The sequence below is a fragment of the Flavonifractor sp. An10 genome (assembly GCF_002161215.1).
Classification (GTDB): Bacteria; Bacillota; Clostridia; order Oscillospirales; family Oscillospiraceae; genus Flavonifractor; species Flavonifractor avistercoris.
In genome coordinates, this window is record NZ_NFMB01000001.1 from 92245 (window position 1) to 110625 (window position 18381).

At 54.2% G+C, this 18381-nt stretch carries 22 protein-coding genes; 3 read left to right on the forward strand and 19 right to left on the reverse strand.

Going from position 1 to position 18381, the window contains the following annotated elements; translation table 11 throughout:
- Nucleotides 1-2 precede the first annotated feature (2 nt).
- The 13 genes from B5E42_RS00505 to B5E42_RS00565 form a co-directional block, all read right to left on the reverse strand.
- Nucleotides 3-818: a hypothetical protein gene (locus B5E42_RS00505; RefSeq protein ID WP_087235914.1), complete on the reverse strand. Its 816-nt coding sequence runs from the start codon at nt 816-818 to the stop codon at nt 3-5.
- Nucleotides 819-928: 110 nt separating this feature from the next.
- Nucleotides 929-1336 (reverse strand): single-stranded DNA-binding protein, encoded by a 408-nt coding sequence (locus tag B5E42_RS00510; protein ID WP_087235916.1) that lies wholly within the window; start codon nt 1334-1336, stop codon nt 929-931.
- 274 nt (nt 1337-1610) lie between these two features.
- Nucleotides 1611-2216: a hypothetical protein gene (locus B5E42_RS00515; RefSeq protein WP_087235918.1), complete on the reverse strand. Its 606-nt coding sequence runs from the start codon at nt 2214-2216 to the stop codon at nt 1611-1613.
- A 146-nt stretch (nt 2217-2362) separates the two neighbouring features.
- Nucleotides 2363-2866, reverse strand: coding sequence for a hypothetical protein (locus B5E42_RS00520; protein ID WP_087235920.1), 504 nt, complete (start codon nt 2864-2866; stop codon nt 2363-2365).
- The gene (locus B5E42_RS00525) at nt 2863-3564 is read right to left on the reverse strand and encodes a hypothetical protein (protein WP_006573859.1); all 702 of its coding nucleotides are present in this window, start codon (nt 3562-3564) and stop codon (nt 2863-2865) included. The genes B5E42_RS00520 and B5E42_RS00525 overlap by 4 nt, the downstream gene beginning before the upstream one ends.
- A gap of 59 nt (nt 3565-3623) precedes the next feature.
- Nucleotides 3624-4199 (reverse strand): sigma-70 family RNA polymerase sigma factor, encoded by a 576-nt coding sequence (locus tag B5E42_RS00530; protein ID WP_087235922.1) that lies wholly within the window; start codon nt 4197-4199, stop codon nt 3624-3626.
- A gap of 14 nt (nt 4200-4213) precedes the next feature.
- Nucleotides 4214-4630 (reverse strand): zinc-finger-containing protein, encoded by a 417-nt coding sequence (locus B5E42_RS00535; RefSeq protein ID WP_087235924.1) that lies wholly within the window; start codon nt 4628-4630, stop codon nt 4214-4216.
- A gap of 60 nt (nt 4631-4690) precedes the next feature.
- Nucleotides 4691-5038, reverse strand: a complete 348-nt coding sequence (locus tag B5E42_RS00540; protein ID WP_242959225.1) for a hypothetical protein — start codon at nt 5036-5038, stop codon at nt 4691-4693.
- Between the two features lie 103 nt (nt 5039-5141).
- The gene (locus B5E42_RS00545; RefSeq protein ID WP_087235926.1) at nt 5142-5372 is read right to left on the reverse strand and encodes a DUF6133 family protein; all 231 of its coding nucleotides are present in this window, start codon (nt 5370-5372) and stop codon (nt 5142-5144) included.
- 396 nt (nt 5373-5768) lie between these two features.
- Nucleotides 5769-6647, reverse strand: a complete 879-nt coding sequence (locus B5E42_RS00550) for a hypothetical protein (protein ID WP_087235928.1) — start codon at nt 6645-6647, stop codon at nt 5769-5771.
- Nucleotides 6644-7576: a hypothetical protein gene (locus tag B5E42_RS00555; RefSeq protein WP_058963712.1), complete on the reverse strand. Its 933-nt coding sequence runs from the start codon at nt 7574-7576 to the stop codon at nt 6644-6646. The genes B5E42_RS00550 and B5E42_RS00555 overlap by 4 nt, the downstream gene beginning before the upstream one ends.
- 3 nt (nt 7577-7579) lie before the next feature.
- Entirely contained in the window at nt 7580-8956 is a 1377-nt protein-coding gene (locus tag B5E42_RS00560) for a CpaF/VirB11 family protein (protein WP_087235930.1), read from the reverse strand.
- A complete protein-coding gene (locus B5E42_RS00565; RefSeq protein ID WP_087235932.1) occupies nt 8949-9752 on the reverse strand; it encodes a hypothetical protein in 804 nt (267 codons plus the stop codon). Before B5E42_RS00565 ends, B5E42_RS00560 begins: the two co-directional genes overlap by 8 nt.
- 106 nt (nt 9753-9858) lie before the next feature.
- On the opposite strand from B5E42_RS00565, the gene B5E42_RS00570 reads away from it, so the two are divergent.
- Nucleotides 9859-11283, forward strand: a complete 1425-nt coding sequence (locus B5E42_RS00570; RefSeq protein WP_087398884.1) for an ATP-binding protein — start codon at nt 9859-9861, stop codon at nt 11281-11283.
- Nucleotides 11284-11317: 34 nt separating this feature from the next.
- On the opposite strand, the gene B5E42_RS00575 is transcribed toward B5E42_RS00570, so the two are convergent.
- The 6 genes from B5E42_RS00575 to B5E42_RS00600 form a co-directional block, all read right to left on the reverse strand.
- Entirely contained in the window at nt 11318-12190 is an 873-nt protein-coding gene (locus B5E42_RS00575) for an RcpC/CpaB family pilus assembly protein (RefSeq protein WP_242959222.1), read from the reverse strand.
- Between the two features lie 14 nt (nt 12191-12204).
- Nucleotides 12205-12711, reverse strand: coding sequence for a prepilin peptidase (locus B5E42_RS00580; protein ID WP_242962716.1), 507 nt, complete (start codon nt 12709-12711; stop codon nt 12205-12207).
- The gene (locus B5E42_RS00585) at nt 12686-14386 is read right to left on the reverse strand and encodes a hypothetical protein (protein ID WP_087231479.1); all 1701 of its coding nucleotides are present in this window, start codon (nt 14384-14386) and stop codon (nt 12686-12688) included. The genes B5E42_RS00580 and B5E42_RS00585 overlap by 26 nt, the downstream gene beginning before the upstream one ends.
- An 80-nt stretch (nt 14387-14466) precedes the next feature.
- The gene (locus B5E42_RS00590; RefSeq protein WP_087231481.1) at nt 14467-15042 is read right to left on the reverse strand and encodes a DUF6550 family protein; all 576 of its coding nucleotides are present in this window, start codon (nt 15040-15042) and stop codon (nt 14467-14469) included.
- 72 nt (nt 15043-15114) lie between these two features.
- Nucleotides 15115-15615: a hypothetical protein gene (locus B5E42_RS00595; protein ID WP_087231484.1), complete on the reverse strand. Its 501-nt coding sequence runs from the start codon at nt 15613-15615 to the stop codon at nt 15115-15117.
- An 8-nt stretch (nt 15616-15623) separates the two neighbouring features.
- A complete protein-coding gene (locus B5E42_RS00600; RefSeq protein ID WP_227603392.1) occupies nt 15624-16046 on the reverse strand; it encodes a DUF4320 family protein in 423 nt (140 codons plus the stop codon).
- Between the two features lie 606 nt (nt 16047-16652).
- On the opposite strand from B5E42_RS00600, the gene B5E42_RS00605 reads away from it, so the two are divergent.
- Nucleotides 16653-17447, forward strand: coding sequence for a helix-turn-helix transcriptional regulator (locus B5E42_RS00605; RefSeq protein ID WP_087231487.1), 795 nt, complete (start codon nt 16653-16655; stop codon nt 17445-17447).
- Nucleotides 17448-18011: 564 nt separating this feature from the next.
- A complete protein-coding gene (locus B5E42_RS20015) occupies nt 18012-18326 on the forward strand; it encodes a DUF5720 family protein (RefSeq protein WP_343214168.1) in 315 nt (104 codons plus the stop codon).
- Nucleotides 18327-18381: the final 55 nt, after the last annotated feature.

Here is an 18381-nt window from a genome sequence, read left to right on the forward strand (position 1 = left end):
GGTCACCAGGAGACCTGGATGCCCTGCGCCGTGGTTTCAGCCGACAGGCCCTTGCTTTCAAACACTTCCACCAAGCGGGGCCAGTAGACCTTCGCGGGAAAGTTCGCAAGATGTTCCTGCGGCACCAGTTCATCGTCCTGCTGGATGCAGATGTCGCCGTTTTCCCGCAATGTGAGCTTGCTGTGTCCACGGGAATTCAGGTCGGCGATCAGTGTTTCCATGACTTCGCGCCCACAGTTTTCGTACCAGATGCGCGGGTCAATGGGCTGCTTGTTGGGTGGGATATTGGCCTCATCGCCCTGTTCTGTGCCAGCCTTGGACAGAGGCACGATTTTGAGCAGGTCACACTTGATAGTCGCGTCCTGGCCGAATGTGATGTCTGCATGGTCGAATCCATCTACATTATGAAGCCGGATACGCCCAGTTCCGTTGGTGCGGATCAGCTCTGCCGGCCGTTTTTCACACCACTCAAAGCAGGCGTCAGCATACGACGAGCGCAGATAGGCCAGAATCCGATGGTTGGCATAACGGAGCAGCAGGTCGTCTGAAACAGGTTCCTCCAGTTCCGGGACCTGGAATGTGCTCTGGGAAATGCCTTCAGCGTGCAGCCGGCGCTCTCTCTGCTGGCGCTGCCGGCGGCGTTTGGCCTGCTGCATATACGGGAGCAGGAGGATCAGAACGACCCAAAGCCCCCAAAGGGTGAATACCCCAATCAGCAGCCACGCCTGCCACGGCCCGCGCACCAGAGCCATGATGGCAATGACAGCACCGATCAAAATGGTGATGCTGCCGCTCAAAAGTCCTTTGTCATTACTCATTTCTTTACCGTCCTTCCTTTAGAATTTTGCCTGAAAACAAAAAAAGAGGGACCGCACCAAGCTTCAGATCATTCTGAAAACTTGATACGGTCCCTCTTGGATGCCGGGAGCTATTCCGGCAGGGGTTCACGGTCGCCGTTCATCACCTCGGGAGGTGACGGAACAGGCGCCGCGTCGTCAGGGTCATGCTGTCCACTTTCGGATTTTGCTTTGGAGGACTGCCCGGGGAGAAATCCAAAGTCCGTCAGCCATATTTTCAGCTTCTTGACTGTGGTTCCGTCCTTTTGGCGAACATCCACCAGTTTTTGCGATCCGGTGAGCCAGATCATGCTTCCCTTTTTGACCTTGAGCCGCATGAGCCGGGTAACATCGTCACCGCGGGCCCATACCTGGTAGTAGTCCGGCGGGGTGTTGCCGGAACGCTCCATCAGGTCGAAACAGACATATTGCTGTTTTGACTGGCCCTCTTTCGGGACAAGCTCGTGCATGACTCGGCCAAATACAACGATTTGTGCCATAACACTTCCTTTCTTCGCCTCTGGCGTTAATATCTATATATAAAAAGTGCCAGCGGATACCAGCCCCGAAAGGGCGCGGCAATACCACTGACACTTGATACAGCATACAACCTTGACTGCGTGTGCAATGCAGATTTTTAATCTGCGGTACAGAAGCTAAGTCTGTATCCCACAAGGGGAAACGCACAAAAATCAATTACAGGATAAGTGTAGCACTATATCTTGTGTTTGTCAAGTGGTATTATACTATATATAGATATTTAAGCGAGGCGAATCACAATATATGGTTCATGTCGCGGTAGTAATCATCCAGCAGATAGAATTTGAGTGCTCGGGCTGCCGGCGTCCCGTAGCTGAATATCAGACGATAGAGATTGCCTGTCCCATCCACGCCGAAGGGACCGAGCCAGTGGGAGATGGTGTTGCCATCGAGATACCAGAGCTGAATATCCCGGTAATCATCTTCACTGACAAGCCCGGAAGAAGCCAGACGATAGGCGTCTTCCTCGTCGATCATGGGGTGGGAAAGAAAATGGCGGTAGAGCTCCTCCGACAGCCCAAGGGCCTGCTGGTAGGTCAGGGGATTGGGGTGGTCCAGCCACCAGCGGGTAATATCTTCAAAAGTACGCAGACGCGGTTTGGGATTGAGGGCCCGGAAGCGCCGGATGAAATCTTTGATTTTTTCCAGGTCGGCCGGCGGAGGGAGCGGGATCTCACGCACTTCGTCATCTAAAAAGCCGAAAGCAAGCTGCTCGCCGGTTTCATCCTCCAGCAAGAGCGAGGTGCGGGACAGCGGTGAGACCAGGAAATGCTCCATTGCAAAGGTGTCGTCCAGAAAACGCTGGATTTTGTATTGCTCAATGGTGTGGGGCTTATACATTGGGATGGACCTCCTTTTAAGTATTCCGCCTATTAAATAGGAAAAAGAAATCAATTTTCTGCAAGATCATTTGCTTTTTTATAAGACTGTCAAAAATAGAGGGATACGGCACTGAAGCTATGGCTTTGGTGCCGTATCCCTATTTCTTACTCATGGGGTGTTTGCTCCCTGCTTTCCAGCTCTTCATCACAGGATGCTGCGTTCTCCAGTACCTCGTATCCAAGAAAACTATTGGTGGAGAGGGCAGCGTCCAGATAGTCGTTTCCGACGGCAGGCCGGCTCCCTTTTTGAAAATAAAAGCGGTAGCGGACGCCAATCTGGAACTTGGCAGTTTTGCTCAACAGCAAGGTGCGTTCCGCACCCTGTTCATCAATCAGCTGGATCTTGCGGTAACGACGCAACATAGGGGTGCTGACGCCGGCGCAGATTCCTTCCACCACTTCGTACCGGCCCCGGGCGGCGGTGCGCCACAGGCTGCTGCCCAGCACCAGAGAAGCGGCAAAAATGAATCCACCCAGCACCAGAAGGATGCGGTCTGCGGCGACAGTGAAGATAACAAGGCTGACTGCGATGCTGGCGACTCCGGCCAGAAATGTCAGCAGGATCTTGCGGCGCAGGACAAAGGGAAATTGACTCCATTGGTTTTTCATGTGCTGATCCTTTCAAAAATGATTTGCTGGCGCAGATACAGGTTGGCAACGGCCAGCGTTACAGCCTGGCTGCTCCGGCTGTTCTTCATCAGGCTGGCGATATTCTGGCAGGTGGTCTCGCTGTCGCCATACACCTTCTCCATCAGGACCCGCTCACTGGGGAGGGAGAAGACATCCTGCTCCACACATTTGATGATTTCAGCAGTGGAAAGCAGGGCCTGCCGGGAAAGCCGCATGACGCGGGATTCATAGTCGGTCCGGCGGTCTTTGCGAAACAGCTTCAGCGCCTGCCCGACTGAAACCCGACGGCTGAATACCAGCTTCATAAACGATACGCCGCGCACCAGGGCAGAGCCGCTGGTAGGAATGATGCCCAGGGAACTCAATAGATCATACAGCGCATCGTATTCGGTCTCCCCGCAGCCGGAAACCAGCAGGCCGCGGGTAAGCAGGCGGTTCACGCAGTCATCCCAGGGCCGGCTGACAGCACCGCCCATAGATGAGGCCAGCTTATCGCACTGAAAAGAAATATCCTCCCACTTGGAGATCCGCCAATTCAGGGCAGTCCAAACAACCAGCTCCTGCATATCCACCATGTAGGGCTGACCGCCAAGGCGGATGACCGGGCAGGACCGGCCGCAGCCATTGGTTTCCCGCTCCAGACGGCCGATAGCAGTATATAAGGTTTTCTGTTCCATTGATCAATGCCTCCTTTTATATATCCTTTACTGCGGGAAGGCCGTGGTTTTCAACAGATTCAAAGCAGGCTTGCCAGAAAGCGGGGGTCGCTGCGCAGTTTGGCGACCGAGCGCGAGATCCATGCACCCACATGAGAGGGCGGAACCTGGTAGAGTTCCGCAATATCCGTGACCCGCATCCCCTGGAGCTTGAGCGCCAGAGCCTCAATCCCAAGCCGGGCCACACCGTCATAGTCCTGCTTGCTGGTCTCCAGAAGCGACAGCGTTTCCATCAGGGACACTTGGGCGTCAAAAGCGTCGGACTGCGGCTCCAGGGCCTCACCGTCGGCGGCCAGTTCCCCATGCTCCCCAATAATGAGCCGGCTGAACATCTTGCCCCTGTTGCAGATCGTCCGGCAATAGGACAGAAGCCCGTTTTTTACGACCGTTTTGGCGTAGGTGGCAAACTGTGCCCGCCCATCGTCCTTATAGGTGGCCGCGGCTTTGCAGAGCCAGACGCACCCCTCCTGGAACAGATCGCTGTACTCCAGGCCGCAGATAGTCGGATTCACATGGATATAGTCGCAGATCACCCAATGCACCACTGGCAGGTTTTGAGCAACGAGTTCCTGCTGCTGTTTTGTCAGGCTGGTCATTTGCTCACCTCCCGTCAGGCTGCCGCCTGTCCGGCGGCGGGAGGAGCTGAGGCCTGCCTACAGAGGCGGACGACCTCATCGCACATCCATTCGGAAAACTGGCCGATATGGGCCTGCCGTTCATCCAGCCCCAGCTTTGCCTGGAGCCAGATGTAGACCTCCCATTTTTCCATGTGCCGGCTCTGCTGCAGCTGCTCCAATGCCCGGTGCGCCAAAATGCGCTTGTGTCGGAGATCTCCATTTGCCAAAGTTCCCATAGGCCGGTGCGTCCTGTCATGGGCGCTCACATAGGCATCGCAGGCGGGCCAGCGGTCGCAGAGATAGAGAAATTTCCCCTGGGACCGGCGGTTCAAGCCGTAAACCACGCTGGCAGGGCGGAGAGAGGCATTGGCATGGCAATAAGGACATTTGATCTGTTTTTGCTTCATCATAAAATCATCACCTCCAAAGACGCGCCAAAGGCGGCGCGATGGCGTCTTTCTGTGTAAAAATCAGCTGTTCTGGCTGCAGCTGGGGTCCAGACAAAGCTGCCTGAGCGTACATGCGGAAGAGTTCGGCGCATGCCATTCGATGTACTTGGAAAAAGCGGCGTCAAAAGAGCGGTGCGACAGGACATCGCTACACTCGGTGGGCTCTACTTCCTCACCGGTCAGCTCATGTACGGTTTCCGCAGGCAGAAGCATGACCTGCCCACACTCATCCACTGTCAGCAGGAATCCGGAACAGGGCTTCTCCCGGCCATACATACAGGCATCGCAGCCACAGCTGACAAAGATGGCATTGCGCCAGTTCCCACGGACGGCCCGCAGAAAGGAATAAAATTTGCAGGATGTTTTCATCCTCTACCTCCGTTATTCGTTTTTTGAGAAAATAAAAAAGCGGGGACCAGCTGTGGATGTCCACAAGCTGATCCCCGCTGACGGCATTTAAGCGAACAAGCCCTTAGTTGGCCGCGCCGAACAGGCCCTCGATCTCCTGCGTGATCCGGGGGATGACCGTATCGTTGAAGATGAGGGTCAGGGCCGCCAGCAGCAGGGCGCCCAGCACAACGGCGATGATGATTTTGACCGCATCAGAGATGTAGAAATCGCCGCGCTGGTTGGAGAGCGCCATACGGGCCCGAAGCGCGAGGCCGTTCGCTTTGCTGCAGATGCAGCTGGTAAACTTCTTCATGGAAATACCTCCTGTAAATGTGATATTGGATTTGGGTATGGTTATGGCCGGTCAGGACCGGCGGATAGGCTTGAGCAGGCTGTTTTTGTTGGAGCGGGGCCTGTCCGGATACGCTTTCGGCTTCTGGCGCAAAAGCCACCGGAACCGGCGCCGCCGCACATCTTCGCCGTCAGGCGGAATATATTTTTTCTTCGACATGGATTTCTCCTGTTCAGACGATAGGTTCAGGACCGGCCTGAGAGCAGGTCGGCCCTGGGGAAATGGATGGAAGGCAGCCGGCATAGCGGCTGCTATGGGAACCCACTGCGGTACAAAACATCACCTCCATCGTAGATTCGCCCCCGGATGGGAGCGGGTATATGGAAAGCCCACACCAGAGGCGTGGGCGGATACCTGTCAGCCGAAGAAAGCGCCCAGGGAACTCATGACCTCGGTGCAGAGGACCACCAGATAGATGATCATAATGCAAATGAGCATCATCATGGAGTAACGCTGGATCTTCTTGGGGCGCTTGGCCGCTTCCTTTTTCAGATTGTTCTGCTCGATCTGCCTCATGTCAAAGCAGATCATCTTGAAGTACATCCGCTGGTCGTCGCCGCGAAGCACGCCGATCAGGCCGCGGATTACATCGGACAGCATGGGGCTGCCAATGCGGGTTTCAAAACGGATCAGGGCATTCTCATAGTTGCCGGTTTTCATGTCGGCAATGGTCTGGTCCAGCTCCGCGCCGAAGTCCTTGCCCGCTACCCGGCGGTAAGAGGTAAGGATCTTCAGCACATCCCGGTCGTTCTCCAGGTTCTGCCCAATAGTCAGGGCGAACCGGGGGATCTCGCTTTCAATGAGCTTGCGGCGCTTCTTAACGAAATCGAAGACGCTGTAATAGGTCGAGAACCACAGCGCCACCGCAAGCCCGATCAGCACGGGAACCATCAGCGGCACCAGAAACACCATCAGGATAGAGCTGAGGCCGACGGCGCCTGCCGTGACCCAAGCCCGGGCTGTGTAGACCTCCGGCGTCAGTTCCAGACCGGCAATATCCAGCGCCCGCTGCAGCTTGTTCCGTTTGAGTTTATCCAGTTTCAGGTACGGGGCGATCAGTCCGGCGATTTTGGTGATGTAGACATCCAGCAGTTTCTCGGACTTTACGCCCTGCTGCTTGCGGGCCAGCATCATCATGCGGGAGGTCTTCTTTGTGGGAATATCCACAAAGGCGCAGGTCAGGTTGTAGGTGGCAAAACCAAAGAAGATGATCGCCACAAGTGCCAAAAGGGTCATGCGCCGTCACCTCCGTATTCAATGGGCTTGCTCAGCTTCATGATCTGCGTCAGGGCAAAGAGAATGATGGCTGCGCAGATCGCCAGGGCAATTTTGCCGGGTGTGGTGAAGATGAGCGTATGGAACCAGTCTTCATTGAGGAAGTAAAGCAGCGGCACATTGGCGACCACCAGGAACATCATCGTGATGGCCTCACGGCGCGGGCCCTGCATCATGGCCTCCAGTTCAGACTGCACCACTCGCACATCGCTGAACTTCTGGGCGATGGTGGGCAGTGTGTTTTTCATGGAGCGGTCAGACTGGCACTGAATGAGGATGTTGCACCACTCATGAAATACCCGGTTGGGGACCTTCATCTTCAGCGAGTTGATGGCGCTGGTCAGGTTGGCGTTGATCAGTTCCGCCTCGTACACAAATGCCTCGAAGTTGGCCTTCACCGGCTCATTGATGTAGGGCAGGTTTTCCTTGACCGCCCGTATCAGGTCCTCTGTTCGCAGGTAGGAGGTGGTGATGATGGAGATAGCGGTCTCCAGTTCCTCGTTCAGATGCTTCTTGTAGCTGGCGGCTGTGCTGCGCAGATACCAGATGGGGGCCAGCGAAAAGCCAATGCCCAGGATCGGCACCATATACACATTGTTGATGAGCAGCGCCAGCACAGCGCCCACCGCAAACAGGATCAGCGACAGCCGCTTGACCGCCTCATAGCGGTCGGAGCGGCCGGTGCCTTTCAAAATCTGTTTCAGCTCATAGTCCTGGTTGAAGAAGCCCTTGGCGGGCGTACCCATCAGGACATTGAGTTCGTCAGACAAGGTAGCTGCCTTGCGCTGGGAGCGGAACAGGGCGTCGATAAAATCCCCCGGCCGCACACCGAACAGGGCCAGGAGGCCCGCGCTGATCAGCGCAAAGCAAATGATGTAGATCCACTGCAACCTTTAATCCACCTCCTTCGGGGCGTCCATGAACTCCGCCAGCTCCTTATTGGAGATGCCGTTGTCAAGGAGCCGTTTTTTCAAAGTATCCGAGATCAGGCCCACCTTCCGGTGATGGCCCACCACATGGATCTCTCCTTTTTCATCGGTCACATTGTCCTCCACCTCAAATTTGTAGAGCGTGTGGGAAATGAGCTGTCCGTCCCGGTAGTCCTCGCCCTCCAGAATCTCCATGATCTTACGGGAACGGTCTTCCAGCTGCTTGGTAAATACCACGATGGGATAGGCCTCCACCATGATCTCCATGAGCACGGCGTCGTCCATGCTGTATTTGCGCTTGGCGAGGGTCATCATCCTGCGGTAAGTGCTGTTGCAGGAGTTGGAGTGGATGGTGGTGCAGACGGTATGGCCGGTGCGGGAGCTCTCGGCGGCCGACAGGCTCTCTGCGGCGGACCGCATCTCGCCGACGCCGATGACATTGGGGTGTTTGCGCAGCACCCGCTCCAAAAGGAAGTCCTGGTTGATGTTCAGCGCCGGATTTTCGCTGGGCCGGGTCAGAAGGTGGATGACGGAGTTCAAGATATTTCCGTTTTCATCCCGCTTGACCAGATCAAACTCGCGGCTACCTTCCTCAATGGTGATAAGGCGCTGGTTGTTGGGAACATTGGAGAGCAGCCATGCCATGATGGTGGTCTTGCCGGAGCCGGTGGAGCCCGCGATACACACGCTGACGCCATACCGGATGCAGGCCATCAGGAAGTGGAGCATCTCGGCGGTGGCGCTGCCGGAATCCAGCAGCTTCTGCTCGGAGACTGTCTGCTGGTTGACGATACGGATGGAGGCGTTGATCCCTACATCCGGGTCCACAATGGGCGTCTTGTCCACAGAGATACGGATATTTTTGTCCAGAAATCCCACCACACTGGGCATGGTGTCGTCAATGACCATGCCGCAGGCGTTGAGCATACGGCGCACCACATCAATGGCGTGCTGCGGGGAGGAAAACTTGTCCGGGATCTTGATGCTGCGCCCGCCGGCCTCGATCACCTCGATGTCGTTGTAGGCGTTGATGTTGACTTCCTCAATGCCGGGCTTGTAGATCCATTTCTTGAGGAAGGAGTAACCGGCCATATCCTCGTAGAGTTTTTCACACAGTTCCTCGGTGGTCAGCCCTTCAATGGCGTATTTCCGCTTGACGATGTACTGTACCATCAGCTCTTTGAGCAGTGTGGTGGCCCGCTCGGCGTTTCCCTCGCCGGCCTCGGCAATGGTGGAGGCGTGATTTTCAGCAAAATACCGCTGCACATCCTCCAGCACCTGGTCATAGGTCAGGTCCTGGTTGGCCGCCGGCGTGAAGAATATGTCGTTGAGATTATTCATCGGCGTCATCCTCCTCGAACTCGTCCTCGTCGTCCGCATCCTCTGCCGCCTGCTCGGCCAGCTCCATCTGCTCCAGGGCGTCCAGCACCTTGTTAAGTGAGGCGGTGTACTTGGGATTGCAGTATTTGATGGCCTGGAACATCCCGCCCTCGGTGGCGCAGCGGTCGATCTCCTTACCATAGGGCAGAAGGCCGTCAAAGCCGCCAATGATATAGCCCATTTCATCCAGAGCGTGGAAGGGGCGGGCCATGCCGGCAAAAGTTATGTGCCGGTCATAATGGAACCGGCCATCTACCAGCAGGGGCTGATGGGCCTTCAGATAGTTGACGCCCTTTAAGTCGGGGGTAAGCAGGCGGATGACCAGATCACCGGACTCGATTGCTGCCGGAGTGAACACATTGGTCATGCTGGAACTGCAGTCCAGAATGACGAAATCCACCAGCTTTGCGGCAGCGTTGACCAGCTGGAGTACCATAGCATATTTGACTTCCGGATAGCTCAGCGGATTCTCACCGGCGGAATAGCCCATCAGGCCGATGAAAGGATAGCTTTTGAGCACCGTAACATGGCTTGCCACCAGTGTGGTGTCGATCTCCACGCTGCTCAGGACCTGCCCCACCGAGGCGTTGGTCTGGATGATCTGCTCCGGCAGCCAGACCGGGAGCATGGGGACGCTGATCTCCGCGTTGATGATGATGGCTTTCCGCTTGTCGCGGGTCAGGGCTTTTGCCAGGATGCAGGAAAACATGCTTTTCCCGCTCCCCGGGCTGCCCCAGACAGTAATGACTTTTCCCATAGGAAACTCCTTTCCCAAGGGTGGAATGCCCTTGACTTTTTGCAAAACAAATGTATAATATAAGATAGATTATCATAAAATGAATTATGATAAAGGAGGCGTTAACATGAAGTTTATCGGCAGACAACGAGAACTGGAGTCTCTTGAAAGGGAATACCAAAAAGACAGCAGCTTTGTTGTGATTTACGGCAGGCGGCGTGTAGGAAAAACAACACTAATTAAAGAATTTATCAAGAGTAAGCTGGCATTCTACTTTCTCGCAACGGAGGAAGTGGAATCACAAAGCATAAAACGGCTGTCTGGTGTTGTGTCCCGGGTAACACGGAATCCGTTGCTGCAGCGTGCAGCCTTTTCCGACTGGCTGGATTTGTTCCATATCATTGCGGAATTCCGGCCGGAGGAAAAGAAAGTCCTGGTTATTGATGAATTTCCCTATCTGGTTAAGTCCAATCCGGCGTTCCCGTCTATTCTGCAAAACGCATGGGACGAAGTTCTCAAGGACAGCAATGTGATGCTGATTCTTTGCGGCTCCTTGATTGGAATGATGCAAAAACACGCGCTGTCTTATGACAGCCCCCTGTATGGCCGCCGGACTGCACAGATCCGGTTGGCGCCTTTGTCGTTCCCGGATGTGTATGCCGCTCAGCATCTTTCTTTTGAGCGTGCGGTGGAGCAATATGCGATTACCGGCGGCGTACCCAAATATCTGGAGTTTTTCAACGATCAGGAAGGACTGCTGGAACAGGTGGAGTCTGCGGTTCTCTCGAAGAACGGTTTTCTGTATGAAGAACCAAACTTTCTGCTGAAAGATGAAGTGGTATCCGCTGTCAACTATTTTTCCATTATCCGCGTGATGGCGGATGGAAACCACAAGCTGGGGAAAATTGCGGGAGCTCTGGGGACAGAAACTTCCGCGCTGACGCCATATCTTTCCACGCTCAGCGACCTTGGCTTTGTCGTGAAGGAAACGCCGGTTACGGAGAAAAATCCGGAGAAGTCCCGTAAAGGCCTTTATTTCATCTCTGATAACTTTGTGCGTTTCTGGTTCCGGTATGTCTATCCATATAAAGGGGAACTGGAACTGGACAATACGCAGATTGTTCTGGATGAAATCCGAAAAGACTTCGTACAGAAGTTTGTGGCCTTCGCCTATGAAGATGTCTGCAGATCCATTTTTGCAGACCTTTGCAGGGAAGGTGCCATTGACTTTGTTCCCTCGCGGATCGGAGCTTACTGGCTGAATGATTTGGACAGCGATACGGAAATTGATGTGATGGCGGTGGACCATCAAAACAAGCGATTCTTTGCCGGCGAGTGCAAATACCACAATAAGCCGGTGGATGCGCCTGTCTTTTTTGCTCTCCGCGATAAGGTGCAGGCTTCTGGCGAAATCCAAAAGGTATGGAAAGGCTATCAGCCTATTTTTGGGATATTTTCTAAAAGCGGTTTTACCCAGCGTCTTGTTGACTTGGGCAAAGAAAATCCACAGCTTTTCCTGATTAACGAGGATCATCTTTCTACCCAGCAGTGAGGAATCGGGCGGTGAATCTGTTCACCGCCCATTTTTATTCGCCGTCTTCCGGGATGCTGTCCGCAGGAGTTGTTTCCACACCGCCTTCCGTATTTTCGGTGCCCGCTTCGCCTGTGGACTCGCTATCTGCGGCGCCTTCAGCAGTTTCTCCGCCATCCTGGCTTTCAGCATTTTCTTCAACCAGTGTTTCGGGGAAGTAGATCTCCTGAAGCGTCTTGTCCTGCTCAGCCAGCAGTTCCTCGGCCAGCTGGTCGTTGTTGCGGGAGATCAGCGCCACATGGGCCACGCCGTCATTTTCCATCTCGGTAATGATACGGGCCTGCTCCGGGCTTGCCAGCACAGTGATGGTGGCAGACTGCTGCGGCTCTTCGTCCTCGGTAGGCTCCTTGGTGTTGTCCACATTGATACCGTCAGAGTCGGTGACCGACAGCACCTTGACAAAGCGCAGTTCCGGCACCTCTTCCGCCGTCTCCAGGAAGTGATAAATGCGGATGATGTCGCCCGGCTGCAGCTTATCCGACAGGCCGGAGGCCAGCGTTTTTACAGTCAGCGAGATGGCGACCTTGCCGGAGGGAATATCGTTGAGCGCCACATCCGAGGAAACAGGTACGGTGCTGACCTTGCTGGTGAGGATATAGTCGCCTGCGGCCAGGTCGGCTGTTACATACAGGCCCTCCACATCCTCCATGCTGTGGGCCACATTGGACGGGAGATTGTACCCGCCCACTTCTACGACTTCGGCATTGTCGCTGGTGATCTTTTCGCCTTTCAGCACCGGCTGGGTGATGCGGACGATCTCCGTCTTGCCGTTGGTCTGCCGGGCAATGGTGGGCAGTGCCACAAATGCGATGACCGCCGCCAGAACCAGGGACAGAATGCCGAAGATAAATCGGTTGTTGAGTTTCATAAGCATCTCTCCTGTCATAAAAATAGTTCAGCCAGCGTCGCCACAGAGCAGCCGCAGGCCAGAAAAGGTAAAAACGGGATCGCGGTGGGCTGTTTGTCCCGCAAGAGCCGCCGATACAGCAGCACCACCGGCATGGCGAAGCCGGCGGCTACCAAAAATACCAGGGCCATGCCGGAGGGGCCATAGACCAGACCCAGTACCCCGCAGAATTTGATATCCCCGCCTCCCATACCGCTGCCGCCGGTCGCCATAGCAGCGGCCAGCGGAATGCAGAAGCCCAGCAGCGCACCCACCAGAGCCTCGGCCACAACGGGCCAGATAAAAATAGGCGTCCGGTCATACTCCAGAATGAAGCAGACCTGGATCAGCGGGGCCAGCGCGGCCAGGGGGATAAAAAAGACGAGCGCCCGGTCGGGCACCCGCCTGTATAGGATGTCATAGACGGCAAAGCCCGTCACCACCAGAAAAACAGTGAGCAGGTAGGCCATCCACACATTACTCTCGATTGGTGTACCAGTCATCATAGAGGCTCCCGTCAATGGAAACATAGTCATTCAGGTTGATACTCAGCATCCCGTCCGGCGTCCAGGTATCCCAGACCTGGGTGAAGACGGTGTAGTTCGTCGCATCCGGGAACCAGATGGGGGTAAAGTGCACTTCCCGGCTGTAAGTAGAGAACTCATTGGGCTGGAAAGTGAATTTGGCGCTCCGGCCGCAGGACACTCGCTGCAGCAGGCGGAGATAGGTTTCATACTGGAACTCCGGGAACACCGAAAAGGCCGTCTGCGGATGGGTGATGTGGCTGGTGGGCGCGTCGGTGGAGAGCGTGGCGGTCACATCCTGCTTGACGCCGTACCCGCTCTTCATGGACTTTCCGGAGGCCGTCGGCACAATATCGTCCGGCATCAGGGACATGACGCCGCTGATGGAGGCGGAATAGCCGGTGTACTCATATTCCCAGTAGCCTTCATCCACCCAATGCCCACCGTCTTCCCCGTGATCGCACCACACCCATACCGGCACCCAGTAGCAGCTCCAGACGCCCCAGTTGGCCGTGAGTTTCTGCGTTTCATTGGGCAGGGACGGCACAGTATAGGAGGGATTGGTGTCTGTGGCTACCGGGTCGGGCGGGATATGTTCGTTCAGGTCCACGATCTTTGCCACAAAGGTATCCTGGGCAGTATAGGCGCCGCTGACGGATACCGTGATGGTGACTGTCTGCGGTGTAGTGGGGGTATGCCACTTGACCCAGACTACCTGGCTATCGCCAGCGGGGATTACGATATCGTTGACGCGATAGGTGGTGCCGAGGATATGGAAGGTCACCGAAGCGGGATTATCCGGCGTCAGGTCGGTATCCGTCCGCAGGGTGACAGAGGTGATGACATCGGTATCCACCCGGTACTCCACATCAGGGGCCTCGATCTCACCCTCGGGCGGGGCTTCATCAAACCAGACGATGCCGACGCCAAGTGTATTGATGATGTCGGAATTGTTTTGCGTCCCGGTGGTGTTGCCGGTCCAGGCGGAAATGCCAAGATCGCTGAACTCCAGAAACATGGACAGCGGCAGGTTCTTATGGGTCAGCGAGGTCATGGTTCGGCGCAGGTTGCCGCCGGACATCTGATCGTAAAGGCCAGCCTCAGTGGCTGTCATGCAGTAATACTGGCCGTTGTGGGTAAAGTAGGCGATGGGCTCGATCAGCAGCTTATATTCGCCGGCGATCATCCGCTCGTAGTCCACGCCCGCAGCCTGGGCAACCATCATGCAGGCGTACTCCGAGCAGAAGTACCGCTTGATGGCGTCAATGTTGCTCTGGCCTTTGCTGCTGACGATGGTGGGCATTGACTGCGCGGGCTTGATGCAGGAATAGGCCACCCCGGACTGGAGGGAGAGGCCGGAGCCGCTCAGGTACTGCAGCTTGTTGACCTTGCCGAAATGGAGGATACTGCTTTTCTGTGTCCGGTTGGAAAAGTCCAGCGGTGAGGACACGGCAGCGCCGCTTTCCGCATCCACAACCGTGATGCGCACGCCATCGTTGCCGGGATTCCAGAAGTTTGAGGATGTGCCTTGCCCCATCCCGCCGCCGCCACCGTCAATGTTCCCGTTGCCTCCCGATGCAAATGCCGTGGAGGGAACGAGGCAGAACACCAGGGCGAGGCTGCATAAGAGGGCGAGAAGTCGTTTCAAATACATCACGCTCCGTTCTTTTTGAAAATAAGAAGGCCGCCACAATCCTGTGACGGCCTTTCAAGTCCATATTCAGTTGTAGGTGGTCAGCCGCCCATGTTGCCGACCTGCTTATTCAGATCACCGTCGCTGTCGCCGGTAGACTGCTGCACATCGCCGGGGACTACCCAGCCAAACACCGGATCATAAACAGCGCCGCTGCCATTGCTGGAGCCGGGGGCCGGCTCATTGCTGGAAGTGGATTCCTCTTCAGGAGGGGCAGTGACTTCCGGTACTGCCGGGTCGGGATTGACCTCATGCTCTTCGCCGGGATCTTCGATCTCCGTCTTGCCTTCCGGCACAGGGGGCGGTGTTTCATCCGGCTTCTCCGTATCGGTAAAGTCGATTTCAACCTCGCCCTCAGATTCTGAGGTCACCTTGGGATATTCCTCTTCGGCGTTGGAAGACTGGCCGGGTGCATAGGCGTCTGCGCCCCCGCTCCCGTCGCCAGACTGTGCGCCGCCATCCGACCAGTCGCTGCTGGTGCTGCTGGGAGGAGATTCATCCGGCTGGAATTCTTCCGTGCGGTCCCGGCTCACAAACCAGCAGACGCCCAGAATGGCAACGCAGAGGACGGCCAGGATTGAAACAATAAAGCCTTTGGATTGGAAAAACTTCTTCATGTGTGTCCACACTCCTTTTTGCTGTTATATAAAGCCTATACTGCGGAGCTGACTGGAATTTCAACAGCGCCGCTAAAATTTGGTGTTGTGGTAGCCGGTCAGCTCCACCCGCTGGGTGATGGTGGGGTAACTGTGCCCGAACATGCGCACATAGAACTCCACATCACAATAGAAGATATACTCCACCCGGTCGCCCACCACATTGAACTCCAGGCTGATGTCGGATACCTCATAGTCCTCTGTGGAAAGCGGGATCTTTTCTGCCAGGCCGCCGGCGACAGTGGCCTCCAGCATTTCCGTATAGTCATTGCTGGAATAGAGGGTGCGCAGGTACTCCTCGAAGTTGGTCTCCCGCTGGGAGCGGTAGGTGTCCGCATAGATGGTGGCGCTCAGGTTGTTCAGCTCCATTTTGGCGCCGTTGCGGATGTTGATGCAGGTGATCCGCACCGAGGCGTACAGAAGCAGGAAAGAGATGAGCATGACGACCCCGACTACAAAGAAGCAGGCAAAGAAAGTAATCTCGCCCCGCTCGTTGCGAAGCGGCCGGCGCAGCCATGAAAGAAAACGCTTCATAGGCCACCTCACTTCCAATAGTGCTCGCTGACGCCGGAGCCGCGGGCCACCACCGTGATGTTGACCAGATCCAGGTTCCAGAAGCCGCCCAGTTTGGCCTCGCCCTCAATGGTGATATAGAAGGGCGTCCCAAGCTGGATGGCCCGGGACATCCCGGACGGCGTAGGCGTCTTGTATGTGGCATCGATGGAGTATGTGATATTCTCCGCCCCCTCGATCTCCGAGCACAGAAAGTCAAAGAGCGAGTCGGTCTCGCTGTTGATGCCGCCGGACAGCTGGATCTGTTTGACCATCTGATCTGCCGCATGGTCTAACTCCTGTTTTGTGGAGATGATGCCGAACAGGTCAATGATAAAGGCCAGCAGGATGACGGCGATGAAGATGAACACCACCGTGGAGAAATAGTTGGCCTCGCCCCGTTCGCTCTTCAATGTCCTGCGGACTTTTTGCAGGAAAGTATGAATGTGAACCACCACCTTTACTTACAAATGAAAAACAGCCGTCCCGACCGGAACGGCTGCATTACAAAGTTTTGACTGTACCAAGTATAGCAGATTTGGATTTACGGCGAAAGGGCAGGACTGCGCCAATGTATGGGCAATCCTGTGCCAATTCTTTTTAGCGATGGCGATTATACAAATCCAAAATGAAATTCTAGATTTGTGTAATCGAAGTCTGATAGTCAAGGGCCGAAACCACTCGAAAATGCCACTATTGAGTAATAGGAGAACAGAAAGGAGTTCGGCATTGAGAAAGGCCGCTTCTCTTTCCGCCTAACTGCCCCATACAGTGAGGAACGGCGGGAAGCAGCGCGGCAGTGTGCCAGAGATAACAATGCCGCTGACAGGCTGAAATGATGTAGATTTGTTCATGAGCCCTTTGGTATAATAAACTTAATCCTAAAATGCTCAAAAACATATCCGTCAGAGGGTTAAAGTGATAAATTGATGCGAATTTTGGAATGCAACCGATAGTTGCTAAATAGTTGGTAGAATGAGAGTGCCGCTTTCGCTACAATATAGGTGGAGGTGAAGAATATGTCATTAGGCGAAAGGATTAAGGAGCAACGAAAAAGCTCTGGATTATCACAAGAAAAAGTGGCTGAGTTTGTCGGTGTAAGCCGACAAGCAGTAACAAAGTGGGAAACAGGTCAATCCGCCCCAAGCACAGAGAATCTTTTCAAGCTGGCAGAGATATTCGGCACGACAGTAGATATACTGTTAGCTTCCGATGAAGAAGAAAAGGACACACCGGCGGAACAGATTTACTATCTTTACAAAATGGAGCAAGAAAAGAAACGTGAAGAACGCCGTAAAAAAATAAAAAAGAATATATTTTTTACACTGGTTGTTGCCGTTGGGTATGTCATTGTCTATCTTGTTGGACGCATTTTCGGTACAACTGGGCAGCAAACAAGTGTAATAGGGTGGCTATTTGGAGATGATCCAGCACAGTTAAGCTATTTATATGGTTGGCTGCTACATCAAAATATATTTTGGATTGCTATGGCGGTATCCGTAATCCCTGCATTGTTTGGGAAAAAGTATTTTTCATTTACAACACTGGCAGGATTTGCGCTTGGACTACTTATTGGTGAATTAGGGGGCCAAAACCCCGCAGGAGCAGCATACGGTTACGGTCATTACGGTTGGGCTATTTGGGGCGGTATCTTTACATTCTCCATTGTAATGGGTATTATCTTTGAAAAAATCACCAAAAGCACGATTGACTGGAAATCCAAAAAGTTATGGGTTTGGTCAGCAGTTTTCGCTATTGGTATTTTATCTATTCTGATAATTATTAGAATGAGTATGCCTACGAGCTTTGGCTAATTCTATATCAAAATATTCTACTTTGAATGATGTGCAATAAATATTGGAGTACTGATGATATTTGTTGCGTATAGGATCACAAAGCCGTATTTGCATTCACAATTATTTTCAACAACTCTGATTATCTCGAAAAAGCCTGTAAATACAAGGCTTTGATAAGGATGGTAGCAAGAAACCAGTAAAATCAAGGCTTTGTGGACAGCAACAGGCAATGCGACAATTAAAACTGAATAAGTTTACAGAGCAGGGATACCGTTTTCGTCAATGGTATCCCTTTTCTGTTGCTCCACACTGACGCCATAGGTACAAAAACCTGTGGCGTTTTTTTGTGCCCATTTTTGGAAAGGAGCCGGATAGATGAAACTGAATGAAGCAGAAATGAGGATGGCGTACCAGATCGAGAGTACAGACCCGAACGCTGTCCTGAATGAAATTTATATGACCTGGCGCCTGTCAAGGAACCAGGCCACCAGGGATACGGCGGAAAGCCTCATGGCGAAGCTGCGCACCCTGTCAAACAGCGAGTGCATGGATTTGATCCGGGAGGTCCAGGCAAATTACCGTCTGCCGGGGAAGCCCCAGACCATCGGGGAAATGCTGGCGGAGGCCAGACAGAAGTCCGGGGCACAGAAGCTGGCCGGACACGATATCATGGCCCTGGAACGGTTTGACCCGGACACCCGGCACATGATCGTCTTTGACGTCCTCTCCCATGAGTCCCCTATGGGATGGAAAGGAGAAAAAATGCGTCTGTTCCTAACCGAAGCCGGTTATGGCAAAGCCCTGGAGAACCAGGAGAAGGGATTTATCAAGATCAGGAACCATGCGAAGGTGTGCGGGGGCGATCTGCTCTATGACCGGCGTGACCGTGAGCTGTAGGGCTTAAAAAATGTGTCAAAAGGGGTGGAAAATCCTCTGTTTTTCCTTCTGTGGG